Origin of the sequence: Mesoterricola silvestris (assembly GCF_030295405.1) — a bacterium.
GTDB classification, from domain to species: domain Bacteria; phylum Acidobacteriota; class Holophagae; order Holophagales; family Holophagaceae; genus Mesoterricola; species Mesoterricola silvestris.
Window position 1 is genome coordinate 3,178,440 of the sequence record NZ_AP027080.1, and the last position, 13,390, is coordinate 3,191,829.

Annotated in this window: 10 protein-coding genes; 9 read left to right on the plus strand and 1 reads right to left on the minus strand. The window is 69.7% G+C overall.

What is annotated here, in order from left to right:
* The first annotated feature begins 170 nt into the window (after nt 1-170).
* The 3 genes from R2J76_RS13765 to R2J76_RS13775 all read left to right on the plus strand — a co-directional run bounded on the left by R2J76_RS13765 (nt 171) and on the right by R2J76_RS13775 (nt 4,999).
* Nucleotides 171-2,321 carry an FAD-dependent oxidoreductase gene (locus tag R2J76_RS13765; RefSeq protein ID WP_316412205.1) on the plus strand — a complete coding sequence of 717 codons (2,151 nt, stop codon included), beginning with the start codon at nt 171-173 and terminating at the stop codon, nt 2,319-2,321.
* Nucleotides 2,322-2,388: 67 nt separating this feature from the next.
* Nucleotides 2,389-3,378, plus strand: coding sequence for a cation diffusion facilitator family transporter (locus R2J76_RS13770; RefSeq protein WP_316412206.1), 990 nt, complete (start codon nt 2,389-2,391; stop codon nt 3,376-3,378).
* 10 nt (nt 3,379-3,388) lie between these two features.
* A complete protein-coding gene (locus R2J76_RS13775; RefSeq protein WP_316412207.1) occupies nt 3,389-4,999 on the plus strand; it encodes a DUF748 domain-containing protein in 1,611 nt (536 codons plus the stop codon).
* Here R2J76_RS13775 and R2J76_RS13780 read toward each other — a convergent pair.
* A complete protein-coding gene (locus R2J76_RS13780) occupies nt 4,979-6,046 on the minus strand; it encodes a hypothetical protein (protein ID WP_316412208.1) in 1,068 nt (355 codons plus the stop codon). The two genes, R2J76_RS13775 and R2J76_RS13780, sit on opposite strands and share 21 nt — an antisense overlap.
* A 153-nt stretch (nt 6,047-6,199) precedes the next feature.
* Between R2J76_RS13780 and flhA the strand changes: the two genes are divergently transcribed.
* Genes flhA through fliN form a run of 6 tightly spaced genes read left to right on the plus strand, consistent with a single transcriptional unit; the run spans nt 6,200 to nt 13,332 of the window.
* Nucleotides 6,200-8,284, plus strand: coding sequence for a flagellar biosynthesis protein FlhA (flhA, locus tag R2J76_RS13785; protein ID WP_316412209.1), 2,085 nt, complete (start codon nt 6,200-6,202; stop codon nt 8,282-8,284).
* Nucleotides 8,285-8,315: 31 nt separating this feature from the next.
* Nucleotides 8,316-9,581 (plus strand): flagellar biosynthesis protein FlhF, encoded by a 1,266-nt coding sequence (gene flhF, locus R2J76_RS13790; protein ID WP_316412210.1) that lies wholly within the window; start codon nt 8,316-8,318, stop codon nt 9,579-9,581.
* A gap of 25 nt (nt 9,582-9,606) precedes the next feature.
* On the plus strand, nt 9,607-10,470 hold the full coding sequence (locus R2J76_RS13795) for a MinD/ParA family protein (protein ID WP_316412211.1): 864 nt from the start codon (nt 9,607-9,609) through the stop codon (nt 10,468-10,470).
* Nucleotides 10,467-11,315 (plus strand): FliA/WhiG family RNA polymerase sigma factor, encoded by an 849-nt coding sequence (locus R2J76_RS13800; protein WP_316412212.1) that lies wholly within the window; start codon nt 10,467-10,469, stop codon nt 11,313-11,315. The genes R2J76_RS13795 and R2J76_RS13800 overlap by 4 nt, the downstream gene beginning before the upstream one ends.
* 12 nt (nt 11,316-11,327) lie before the next feature.
* Nucleotides 11,328-12,353, plus strand: a complete 1,026-nt coding sequence (gene fliM / locus R2J76_RS13805) for a flagellar motor switch protein FliM (protein ID WP_316412213.1) — start codon at nt 11,328-11,330, stop codon at nt 12,351-12,353.
* A gap of 1 nt (nt 12,354) precedes the next feature.
* Nucleotides 12,355-13,332, plus strand: a complete 978-nt coding sequence (gene fliN, locus R2J76_RS13810) for a flagellar motor switch protein FliN (protein ID WP_316412214.1) — start codon at nt 12,355-12,357, stop codon at nt 13,330-13,332.
* Nucleotides 13,333-13,390: the final 58 nt, after the last annotated feature.

A 13,390-nucleotide genomic window follows, 5' to 3' on the forward strand; every position in this document is an offset into this window, starting at 1 on the left:
GCCCTGCGGAACAGGGATGAACAGTGATGTCCGGGATGAACAGGATTCCACGCGAGGCATTCGGGTTGGGCACAGGAGGCCCCCCTCCCTCCGGCTCCGGCATGCGCACCTAAATCAGCTTGATTGGCAATCTCGACGGAATATATTAATATTTTATGTCGAGGTTGCCCATGCAGCGTCCCATCCCTCTCCCTGTGCCCCTCCTGCTGGCCCTCCTTCTCGCCTGCAATTCCCACCCACCGGCCAAACACGGGGACAGCTCTACCCCCATCCCCGCCCCCCCTTCGGCCGATCCCCGGGTGTCCGCCCTGAACCTGGCCCTGGCGGGGGATCCCATCCTGGATCACCCGGCGGTGCGGGAGGCGGTGAAGGCCGCCTGCTTCAGCCCCGCGGGCATCTGGGCCGCGGCGGGCGGCACCGACAGCGCCGCCCCCTCAAGTGATAAATTACTCAAGACACTCGCCCGTCCCTTGTTCCGCCCCATCCTCATGGAGGCCCTGGACAGGACCGTGCAGGACCGCTCCCGGGCCCTGGCCGCAGCCCAGGGCCCCTACCACTACAACGTCGCCATCCTGGGATCCGGCCCCGTGGGGGCGGTGGCCGCCCTCAACCTCCGCCGGGCGAATCCGGCCCTGAAGGTGGCCCTCATCGAGGAGAACCCGCGCCCGGGACAGACCTTCCGCACCTTCGGTCGCTTCACCTGGATCAACAGCCCGGAGCGGGGACCGGCCTCCACCAACCGGTTCCCGGGGCTGTCACTGGCCGCCCGGGATCTCCTGGATCCGGGAACCGTCCGGGACACGCCCTATTTCCTCATGCCCTACCACCTGGCCGACCTGACTGAACTGGCGGTGCTGGCCAGCGGCGCGGACTGTTGGCTGGGGGTCCAGGCCGAGCGCCTGGAGCCCAGCCCGGGCCAGGGCCTGGCGATCCAGGTGCGGGGGGGCGGCCCCCAGCTCACCGCCGACCGCATCCTGGTGGCCAGCGGACTGGGCCAGGTGGCGCCGCCCGACGACCCCGCGCACCCCGCCCCGGCCGTGGACACCTTCGAGCACATCACGGCGCGCGCGACCCGGATCCTGGAGCGCAACCGGCTCCACCCCGGCGCGGCGGCGTCCTTCATGGCCCCCTACGCCGGAAAGACCCTCGCCATCATCGGCGCGGGGGATTCGGCCAACAACCTCGCCGAACTCGCCGCCGGCTACGGTCCGCCGGGGCTGTACGGCAAGGCTTCCACCGGCGGTTCCCAGCCGGGCCCCCGGAACGGCCCCGCCATCGGGGATCCCCTGGGCCCCGCCTCCGTGCTCTGGGTGCGCCAGCGCGCCGCCGACGCCGCCGCCTTCAAGGCCGCCAACAAGCTGCGCTACCACCAGACCGTCACCGCCGCCTACGGTGCCTTCACCCTGGCCCCGGAGCGCCTCCGTGCCCTCCAGGTCCTGCCCTCGGGCCAGGTGGACCTGGAGCTCGAGGCCGCCGGGGCGGGCCCGGGCCGCCACGTCACCGTGGACTTCGTCTGGCGCGCCACGGGCCAGGAGGTGGCCTCCTCCCCCGTCATTCGCTCCCTGTACCAGGACGCCCACGGCCACCGGGGCAGCCCCGCGGCGGTGAGAAGCTGGCTCGCGGCCCTGGACACCGTGCGTGGCCCCATCACCGGCAACGCCCCGGGCCCCTTCAAGGACAGGACGGTGGACACGGCTGTGGGAAGGCGGATGCCCGTCACCAGTGCGCTCATGGAGACCTACTTCGGCGGCGCCGTGGCCAGTCCCCTGGCCACCCCCCAGGAACTCCAGGACCTGTCCATCACCCGCAACGCCGCGTCCCTCGAGACCAACCTTCCCCGCGCGGCCTCCCTGGCCTCCCACCTCGCGGCGCTCCCCGGCTACCGCCCGGCGGCGGCCCCCGCCCCCGGCGCCGCCCCCCGGGGCACGGTCCTTTCCCCCGGCGCGGGCTACGGGCCCTGCGCCGCCCACGTGCGCCACCCCCTGGGCCGGCCGGGAATCCTCATGGCGGGCCTGCCCTCGGAGCCCTCCCGCCGCCGAACCTACACCCGCATCGCCCTGGCGTCGATCCTGGGTCGCACCCTCCAGGGCCAGCGGTTCTCCACGGACTTCACCCTGACCTTCCATGCCCACGGCGGAAAGCTGACGGTGGGCGCCGACCGCCTCGAGCCGGGCCAGGCCAAGGGCCTGATCCACGACCTGGGAGCCCGCACGGAATTCCTGCTCCTGGCCGCGGATCTGGCCGGCCGGCATCCCGGCGGCATGGTCGTGCGGGTGCGGGGCGGGCTGGACGCCGACGCCTCCAGCGTGCGCGTCCAATAGGGTTGCCGCAGCCGGTTCCTCGTCCCATGATGGAAACCTGAGGCTCCCCTGGGGCACTGAGGAAAGCATGGAAGAGGAAGTTCATTCCCAACGATCCCGGATCCGCGTTTCGGCGCTTTCCATCACCGCGGGCCTCTGCATCCTCGCCCTGAAGTACTACGCCTTCCAGATCTCCCATTCCGCGGCCCTGAAATCCGACGCCATCGAGAACGTGGTCAACGTAGTGGCGGCGGTGTTCGCCCTGGGGGCCATCATCTTCGCGGGCAAGCCGGCGGACAGGGAACACCCCTACGGCCACGGCAAGATCGAGCATTTCTCCGCGGCCTTCGAGGGGGGCATGATCAGCCTCGCGGCGGTGCTCATCGGCTACGAGGCGGTGCATTCCCTCGTGGACCGCCCCCCCCTGGAGCACCTCGGCCGGGGCATGGCCGTCAACTTCACCGCCGGCGTCCTCAACGGCGCGCTGGGCCTCTATCTCATCCACTGCGGGAAGAAGCAGAAGTCCCTGGCCCTGGAGGCCGACGGCCACCACGTGCTTTCGGATTTCTACACCACGGTGGGCATGGGTCTGGGTCTCATCCTCCTCACCCTCACCGGCTGGCAGTGGCTGGACGCGATCATCGCCCTGGGCGTGGGCGCGCTCCTGGCCTGGACCGGTTTCAAGCTGGTGCGCTCCTCCAGCGCCGCCCTGCTGGACACCGAGGACCCGGACCTCCTGGACAAGATCGTGGCGGCCATCAACCGCATCCGCCCCAAGGACATCCTGGCCATCCACGAACTGCGCACCCTGCGCTCCGGGCGCCACATCCACGTGGACATCCACATGGTGGTTCCCGAGTTCTACGGCATCGCCCAGAGCCACGACCTGGCCGACGCCTTCGCCAAGTCCGTGGTGAGGGAGGCCGGCATCGACGGGGAGTTCCACACCCACGTGGATCCCTGCCAGCGGTGCCACTGCGAGCATTGCGCGGTGGAGCCCTGCCCCATCCGCACCCAGGCCCAGGAGCGCACCCTGCCCATCACCATCGAAGAAGCCGTGGCGGCTGGCCCCGTCTAGGAGGCATCCCATGGCCCTTCGCTTCCACCCCGGTGCGGTTCCCCGGCGGTGGCGCGGGGTGCTGGGGGCGATCCTGCTCCTGGCGGGGGCCGCCGCCCTGGGGGACCGGATCCTCGCCGGACCCGTGCGGGGCTGGGCCGAACGCGCCATGAACCGGCATCTGGTGGGCTACCAGGTGCGCATCGCCCGGGCCCGCCCCCACTTCTGGAGGCTGGCCCTCGCGCTGGAGGGGGTGACCCTCACCCAGGTGGGCCATCCCGAGCCCCCGGTGGCCGACATCGGCGCCCTGCGGTTCAGCCTCATCGCCCACGAACTGGTTCGCTTCCGGGTGGCCGGGGACCTGACCCTGGACCATCCCGACCTGCACGTGAACCTGGACCAGATCCAGACCGAGGCCCGCAGCGGGAAACGGCTCCAGGACAAGGGCTGGCAGGAGGCCGTGGAGTCCGTGTTCCCCTTCAAGCTCAACCGGGTGGAGGTCCGGCAGGGTTCCCTCCTCTACCTCTCCGGCGACCCCGGGGACAAGCCCCTGCGGCTCACCCGCCTGGAGATGGAGGCCCGGAACGTGCGCAACATCCGGGCCGTCAAGGGAACCTACCCCTCGCCCGTGTCCCTGGACGGCACCCTCTTCGACCAGGGCCGGATCCACTTCCAGGGGGAGGCGGATTTCCTCCGGGAGCCCCACGTGGCCGTCCGGGGAGCGCTCAGCCTGGAGCGGGTTCCCCTGGACCGCCTGGATCCCCTGGGCCGGAGCGTCCAACTGTCCACGTCCGGGGGGACCCTCTCGGCCCACGGGCAGGTGGCGTACGGCCCGGAGGCCCGGGAGGCGCATTTCACGGAGGTGCTCCTGGAGGACCTGACCCTGGATTACACCAGCCGCGCGGCCACCCGGGAACGGGAGCGGGCCCAGGCCCGGATGGTCGCGGCCGCGGCCCGGAACGTCCGGAACCGGAAGGGCCTCCTCCTCAAGGTGGACACCCTTCGCCTGGCCAGGGCCCGCCTGGGCTTCGAGAACCGCTCGGCCAAACCGCCCTACCGGGTCTTCCTCACCGGCGTGCACATGGACCTGGCCAACCTCAGCAACCAGTCCAGCCAGGGCCGCTCCACCTTCCGGGTGCGGGGGGCCCTCATGGGCACCGGCACGGTGGAGGCCAGCGGAGGCTTCCAGCCCGCCGCCGAACCGGATTTCGACCTGCGCCTGCGCATGGAGGACACCGACCTCACCCGGCTTAACCCCCTGCTCCTGGCCGCCACCGGGGTGGACGTGGCCCAGGGCACCCTCTCGGTCTTCACGGAGCTCGCCGTGCGCGAAGGCAGGGTGGAGGGCTACTTCAAGCCCCTGGTGAAGGACCTGCGGATCTACGACGCGGCCAAGGACCGGCACAAGCCCCTGGGCCTGCGGACCGAACTGCGCCTCCTGCAGGTCCTGGCCGGGCTGTTCAAGAGCGGATCCACGAAGGAGGTGGCCGCCGTCACCCACCTTTCGGGCCCCGCGGGCTCGCCCCGGTACGGCACCTGGGAGGCCCTGGGCAGCCTCCTGCGCAACGGCCTCATCCAGGCCATCCGGCCCGGCTTCCTGGGGCCGCCCCGGGCGGCTCCGCTAACCCACCGGCACCGTTAGCGTCGCCTTCAGGCTGTCCCCGGCCTCGTTGGTGATCTCGCACACCAGGTCCAGCTTCGGCCCTTCCCCGGCGTCGAAGGTCACCTGCGGCGCGTCGGCCCCCGAGGTGAGGGTCCCCCCCGTGATCTTCCAGGCGTAGCGGCACCCGGCCTGTTCCGGCACGCTGGCCCGCAGGGCCCGGGCTCCGGGGACGACCTTGCCGGGGCCCTTCACGGCCCCGGCCGGGGCGGCGACGACCTTCACCGGCACCGCGGCCTTGATGGACGGATCGTCCTTGGAGACCACCAGCACCGTGTAGGCGCCGGGCTTGGCGGGGGCGCGGTACCGGCCCGTAGCGTCCACCGCGCCGCCACCGGCCTCCCGCACGGACCACTTCACTTCGCCGGAGGTCCCCCCCTCCAGGCTGAACCCGAACTTCAGGCTGGCCCCGGCGGTCACCGTGGCCGAGGCCGGATCCACGGAAAGGGCCACGCCCGGCACCAGGGGCAGTTCCAGGGAGGCCGTGAGGCCCAGGCCCGCGGCGTTCACCACCCGGCAGGAGAGGACGGCCTTGGAGTCCGACCCGGCGTCGAAGAGCACCGAGGGGCCCCGGCCATCGCCCCGGAGGGTCCCGCCCTCCACCTTCCAGGCGTACGTGGCCCCCTCCTGGGCGGGCACCGAGGCCTTCACGCCCCGGGCGCCGGTCCACACCGTCCGGGGCGCCGTGACGGTACCCCGGGGGGGAGCCACCACCTTCACCGCCGCCGAGGCCGTGCGCCCCCCGTAGGCCCGGGCCACCACCGTGGCCGTGGCGGGTTCGTCCCCGGCCGTGAAGTGGCCGGAGGCATCGATGGAGCCGCCCTGGGCCTCCCAGGTGACGGCGGGCCGCGAACCGTCCCGGGCCCGGGCCTTGAAATCCGCCCCCTGCCCCGTGGTCACGGCCAGGGAGCCCGGCTCGACCACCAGGGGCGAAGGCGCCATGGGGGACACCGGCGCCACGGCCCTGGGTTCGACGCAGCCCAGCGCGAGCAGGAGGCATGCCGGAATCAGGAGGGTGGAATGGGCCATGAGCGTCTCCCCAGGATTCCCCCCAGTCTACCAAAGCCAAGGTTCCGCACCCGGCGCCCGGGTCGCCGGGGGCGTCCGCATTATCCAACAACCTGTTATTGCAGCATTTGATTGGTTGGCATCCCTTTCGCTCCCGCCTACCCCGGTGTCAACATGCTGACCTTCCTGGACAGGCTCCTTCCGTACATGACCCGCCTTTCAAAGCGGGCGGACCTGGCCACGCCCGTTTTCGTCCTCATCGTCATGGTGGTCATGATCCTGCCCCTGCCGGCGTTCGTGATCGACATCCTGATCGTCTTCAACATCACCCTTTCCCTCCTGATCCTGATGGTGGGCATGTATGTGTCCAAGCCCCAGGAATTCAACGCCTACCCCTCCATCCTGCTGATCATCACCCTGTTCCGGCTGGCCCTGAACGTGGCCACCACCCGGCGGATCCTGCTGTTCGGGGGCGAGCAGGGGCCCGAAGCGGCCGGGCACATGGTGCAGGCCTTCGGCCAGTTCGTGGTGGGCGGCAGCTACGTCATCGGCCTGGTGGTCTTCCTCATCCTCCTGGCCATCCAGTTCCTGGTCATCAACCACGGCTCCGGGCGCATCGCCGAGGTGACGGCCCGGTTCACCCTGGACGCCATGCCCGGCAAGCAGATGGCCATCGACGCCGACCTGAACGCCGGCTACATCGACGAGGTGGAGGCCCGCAAGCGCCGCCGGGAACTGGGGGAGGAAGCCAACTTCTACGGGGCCATGGACGGCGCCGTCAAGTTCACCCAGCGGGACGCCGTGGCGGCCCTGCTCATCCTGGCCGTGAACATCATCGCCGGCATCCTCATCGGCGTCCTCAAGTACAACCTGCCCGTCATGCAGTCCATGGAGACCTTCACCCTGCTGACCGTGGGCGACGGCCTGGTAACGGCCGTTCCCAGCCTCCTCATCTCCGTGGGCGGCGCCATCCTCACCACCCGCAGCGGCTCCCAGTCCCCCAACCTGGGCGTGGAGGTCCTGGGCCAGCTGGGCATGGACTACCGGCCCCTGGCCATCGCCGCCTCGGTGCTCTTCCTCTTCGGGGCGGTGCCGGGCCTGCCCCTGGTGCCCTTCTGGATCATGGGCATCATCTTCGGGATCATGGCCTACGCCACCCGCAAGTTCGCCCACCAGCGCCTGGAGACCAAGGCCGAACCCAAGGAGAAGGCCAAGTCCGAGGCCCCCGAGCGGGTGGAGGCCCTCCTCAAGGTGGATCCCCTGGGCCTGGAGGTGGGCTACGGCCTCATCAGCCTCCTGGACGTGAACCAGGGCGGCACGGTCCTGGAGCGCATCAAGGCCCTGCGCCGCCAGATGGCCCAGGAACTGGGCATCGTGGTGCCCCCCATCCGCATCCGGGACAACCTCCAGCTCCCGGCCAACACCTACCGGGTCCAGCTGCGGGGCGAGGAGATCGCCCGCAGCGAGGTCACCCCCGGCGCCTTCCTGGCCATGAACCCCGGCACCGCCACCGGCGACGTGCAGGGCACCCCCACCACCGAGCCCGCGTTCGGGCTCCCCGCCTTCTGGATCCAGGAGGCCCAGCGGGACCACGCCCAGCTCATGGGCTACACCGTCGTGGACCCCGCCACCGTCATCACCACCCACCTTTCCGAGCTCATCAAGCAGCAGTCCCCCGAACTGGTGGGCCGCCCCGAGCTGCAGCAGCTCCTGGACAACCTCAAGGAGACCACCCCCAAGCTCGTGGAGGAGCTGGTGCCCGCCGTGGTGCCCGTGGGCGTGCTCCTCAAGGTGGTGCAGAACCTCCTGCGCGAAAGGGTCCCCGTGCGCGACCTGGGCCGGATCCTGGAGGCCACCGCCGACGCCATCGCCATCACCCGCGATCCCCTGACCCTCACCGAGTACGTGCGCCAGCACCTGGGGCGCTCCCTCACCACGCCCCACGTCTCCGAGAACAACGAACTGGGCGTGCTGATGCTGGACCCCCAGCTGGAGCAGACCATCCAGTCCGGCATCGAGACCACGGACCGGGGCAGCTTCCTGGCCCTGGACCCGGGCCGCCTGCAGGAGATCCTCGGCCGCATCTCCACGGGCATCACCAACCTCCTGCCCGGAGCCCAGCCCGTGCTCCTCACCAACCCCGTCGTGCGCCCCCACCTGCGAAGGCTCCTGGAGCGGGCCCTGCCCCACCTGGTCGTCCTGAGCCACAGCGAGATCCCCATGGACGTGCGCGTGGTGAACCTCGGGACGGTCGCATGAAGCCACTCACCCCCCCACATCGGATGGACCCATGCGTGTGAAGACTTTCGAAGCCGCTTCCATGCAGGAGGCCCTCGCCGTCGTGAAGCGCGACATGGGCGAGGAGGCCTTCATCCTGTCCACCCGCACCAAGCGGCGGAAATCCCTCATGGGCGAGGAGACCTACATCGAAGTGACCGCCGCCGTGGACGAGCAGCCCGCCCCCGCCAGCCCCACCTACGGCCTGCGCGACCCCCTCGCCAGCCGCCCCCCGGAGCCCCCGAAGCCCGCCCCGGCCAAGGCCCCCCAGGCGGCCCCCCCCGCCCCCGCGCCGGCGCCGCCCGTGGACCTCCAGCCCCTGCGCCGGGAGCTCCTGGAGATCAAGGGCGCCGTGGAGGCCCTCAAGGACGTGGAGCAGCGCAACGCCTCCATCCTGCGCGAACTGGACCTCATGAAGGCCCAGCTCACCCGCATCCAGAAGCAGGGCATGCCCCAGTCCCAGCTGCAGCTCCCCCAGACCCTGCTGGAGCTCTACGGGGACCTGGTGGCCAACGACGTGGATCCCTTCATCGCCCTGCGCCTGTGCGAATACACCCAGCGCACCCTCCTGGACCAGGACGGCGAGAACCCCCTGGACCCCGAGAAGGCGCGGATCTTCATGCGGCGGATCATCGCCGACTTCATCCCGGTGGCCCCGCCCATCCAGCTGGAATCGGGCCGCACCCGCGTGGTGGCCCTGGTGGGCCCCACGGGCGTGGGCAAGACCACCACCATCGCCAAGCTCGCCGCCTTCGCCAAGCTCGAGCTCAAGCAGAAGGTCGCCCTGCTCACCCTGGACACCTTCCGCATCGCCGCGGTGGACCAGCTCCACCAGTACGCCGAGATCCTCCAGGTCCCCCTGCACGTGGCCCTCACCGTCGAGGACCTCAAGAGCGCCCTGCGCTTCTACCAGGACCGCACCCTGGTGCTCATCGACACCCCCGGCCACAGCCCCAAGGACGCCGACATGATGGCCCAGCTCCGGCGCTTCCTGGACGAGCTCCCGGACGTGGAGGTGCACCTGGTGCTTTCGGCCACCACCAAGCCCCGGGACCTGGCCGACATCGCCCAGCGCTTCGAATCCCTCAAGCCCACGCGCCTGGTCTTCACCAAGCTGGACGAGACCAGCACCCTGGGGCCCCTGCTCAGCACCCTGGTCCGGGTCAAGCGCCCCCTGAGCTACCTGGGCACCGGCCAGGAGGTCCCCCAGGACCTCGAAATGGCCACCAGCCGCCGCCTGGCGGACCTGATCCTCCCCCTGTCCCAGCCGGCCTGCTAACCCTGCACGTAATCCTGGCGGTACCATGAACGATCAAGCCAATCGACTCCGCGCCCTCTCCCGCAACCAGCCGGCCCCCAACACCCTCTTCGGTTCCCGGGTGATGGCCATCGCCTCCGGCAAGGGCGGCGTGGGCAAGACCAACGTGGTGGCCGGCCTGGCCATGTCCCTGGCCCAGATGGGCCAGCGGGTCGTCGTCCTGGACGCCGACTTCGGCCTGGCCAACCTGGACATCCTCCTGGGGATGAGCCCCCAATGGACTCTCGAGCACGTGCTGCGGGGGGAGAAGCTCCTGGAGGAGATCCTCCTGGACGGCCCCTTCGGCATCCGCATCATCCCCGCCTCCAGCGGCATCCAGGAACTCACCCGCCTGGACGCGGCCGCCGAGCTGCGCCTGGTGCAGGGCCTCCAGCGGGTGTCCCAGGGCATCGACTGGCTGCTCATCGACACCGCCGCCGGCATCCATGATTCCGTCATCAAGCTCCTCATGGCCGCCCAGGAGGTGCTCCTGGTGACCACCCCCGAGCCCACCGCCCTGGTGGACGCCTACGCCATGGTGAAGACCGTCCACCTGCGGGACCCCCACAAACCGCTATGGTTGCTCGTGAATAACGCCCAGAACGGGGAGGAGGCCGAGGAGACCATCGAACAGCTCCAGGCCGCCACCCGCCGCTTCCTGAGCCGGGATCTCCAGGTCCTGGGCATGGTCCCCACGGACCCCTTCATGCTCCAGGCCGTCCGCCAGCAGCGGTGCGTGGCCGACCTGTACCCCCAGGCCCCCTCCGCCCAGGCCTTCCTCGCCGCCGCCCAGCAGTTGCAGCAGAAGATACCCTTACAAAAAGAGGGATTTGCTGCATTCTGGAAAGGCCTTAGCGTAGAGGAGCCATGACGGAGGGAAGCCAGGGAGGAAACGGCCCCGAGGCCAGGAAGCCCGCGTCGCCCGCCGCCCGGGCGGCCTTGACCGCCTACGGCCGCAACACCCCGCCGCCGGCCCCCAAGGCCGAGGCCCCGGACGCGGAGCCGGATTTCCAGGACCGGGAGAAGCTCATCACCGAGTGCCTGCCCCTGGTGAAGTTCGTGGCCCACCGCATCTCCAGCCGCCTCCCCTCCCACGTGGAGATGGACGACCTCATCCACTCCGGCATCCTGGGCCTCATGGACGCCGTGCGCAAGTTCGAGCCCGACCGCAACGTCAAGTTCAAGACCTACGCCGAGCAGCGCATCCGGGGCGCCATCCTGGACGGCCTGCGGGACCTGGACTGGGTGCCCCGCAGCCTGCGCCGCAAGAAGAAGGACATCGAGACCGCCTACCACCTCCTGGAACAGCAGCACGGCAGGGCCGCCACCGACGAGGAGGTGGCCACCCACCTGGGCCTGAGCCTGGAGGACCTCCACCACAGCCTGGACGAGCTCAAGGGGGTGACCCTGGGCGCCTTCGTGGAGGCCGGGGAGAACGGCGAGGGGGAGAACCTCATCAGCTTCGTGCCCGACCCCGACGGGGAGAACCCGCACATCCTCCTGCAGGCCCGGGAGGTGCGACTCCTTCTCAAGGCCGCCGTGGACCGCCTCCCCACCAAGGAGCGGTTCGTGGTGCAGCTCTACTACTTCGAGGAGCTGACCATGAAGGAAATCGGCACGCTCCTCAACATCACCGAAAGTCGGGTATCGCAATTGCATACCAAGTCCATGCTCCGCCTCCGGGGCAAGCTGAAAGAACGGCGCATCGATGGTTGAATGGACTGACAAATGGCCAAGATTCTAAGCCAGGAAGAGGTAGATGCCCTCCTGAAGTCCCACGCCAAGGGGGCCAAGGCCCCTGCACCCGCTGCCGCCTCCGCGGAGCGGCCCTCGGCGGGACCCGCCCCCCAGAAGGCAAAAAAAGCCCAGCTGCAGAAGAAGGTCAGCCTCTACAACTTCCGCCGCCCGGACCGGGTGAGCCGGGAGCAGATGCGCAGCCTCCACTTCATGCACGACCGGTTCGCCCGGAACTTCTCCAGTTCCCTTTCCGCCTACCTGCGCACCATCACCGAAGTGAACCTGGTCTCCGTGGAGCAGCTCAGCTACCAGGAGTTCCTCCTCTCCGTGCCCGACCCCACCTGCTTCAACGCCATCTCCATCCGCCCCCTGGAAGGCGCCTTCGCCCTGGAGGTGAACCCCCAGCTCGTGTTCCCCATCATCGACAAGATGCTGGGCGGCCCCGGGGACCCCCTCAAGAACCTGCGCACCATGACCGACATCGAGCAGTCCATCTTCGACGGCGTGCTCAAGCTGGCCCTGGACGACCTTCGCGAGGCCTGGCGCGGCATCATCGAGCTGGACTTCAAGATCCAGGCCCGGGAGACCAGCCCCCAGCTCATCCAGATCGTGGCCCCCAACGAGGTGGTCCTCCTGGTGGTCTTCGAGGTGAAGATGGGCACCGTGGTGGGCATGATCAACCTGGCCATCCCCTCCATCATCCTGGAGCCCGTGGCCAACAAGTTCGACCAGGAGATGTACACCGGCTACAAGAAGTCCGGCACCTTCGAGGAGGCCCGCCTCCTCATGGAGAGCATGAAGCGCTGCGACATGGCCGTGGCCGCCGAGATCCGCGGCACCAACCTGCGCCTGTCGGAGATCCTCGCGCTGCAGGAGGGGGACCTCATCCCCCTCACCAAGCGCTTCGACGCCATGCTCGACCTCACCGTGGACGGCATTCCCCGCTTCCACGGATACGTGGCCCTGAACTCAAACCAGAAGCGGGTGTTCCAAGTGACCGCAAGCAAGGAGGGATGACATGGATCCCGTGATGTCCGACCTCGACCAGAAGATCGGCGGATGCTTCTCCGAAAGCATGTCGAGCGTGTTCTCCATGCTCACGGGCCGGGAGTTCGCCATCAAGCCCCAGGACGGCAACACCCTGGACCACGTGGGCGTCTCGGTGCTCCACCAGGCCACGGTGGTGTACGTGAAGGCCCACTACACCAAGGGCATGACCGGCACCCTCCTCTTCGCCCTCCCCCTCAAGGAGGGCACCATGCTGGTGGACCTCATGCTGGGCGGGGACGGCACCCCCTCCACCGAGCTCGCCGGCGACAGCCGGGACGCCCTGGCCGAGACCTTCAACCAGATCATGGGTTCGGCCAACCAGGCCCTCTCCGACCTGGCCGGCGAGACCCTCTCCATCTCCAACGTGGAGATCTTCTCCGCCGAGGGCGGCGATTCCAGCGGCCTCGAGGAGATCATGGGCCCCGGCCCCTTCTACGACCTGCCCCTGGAGACGAGCCAGGAGAGCCTGGGCACCGTCATCCACCTCCTGATCCCCGACCTGCTCATCCAGCAGCTCAAGCGCAAGCTGGGCATCGGCGAGGCCCCCGCGGCCCCCGCCCCCGCCGCCCCCGAGCCCCCCGGTCGCCGCCGCCGCCGCGGCCCCGCCCCCGCGCCGCCGGAGCCCCGCCCCGGCCCCGCGGCCGTCCCCGCCGCGGGCCCCCAGCGCCAGGCCTCCACCGTGGAAACGGGCAACCTGGACCTGCTCCTGGACATCGAACTGCCCCTCATGGTCCGCATGGGCCAAACCGAAATGCAGCTGGGGGAACTGCTCAAGCTCACCCCCGGTTCCATCCTCGAACTGAACCGCGCCGCCGACGCCCCCGTGGAGCTGCTGGTCAACAGCAAGCTCATCGCCCGGGGCGAAGTGGTGGTGGTGGACGGCAACTTCGCCTTCCGCATAACCGAAATCGAAAGCACCGACGCCCGCATCCGGAGCCTCGTCTAAGGGGGGGCGTACGGGTTCCGGACTTGCGCCAGGGATTCGCTGACGCAGGCAAGCTGCG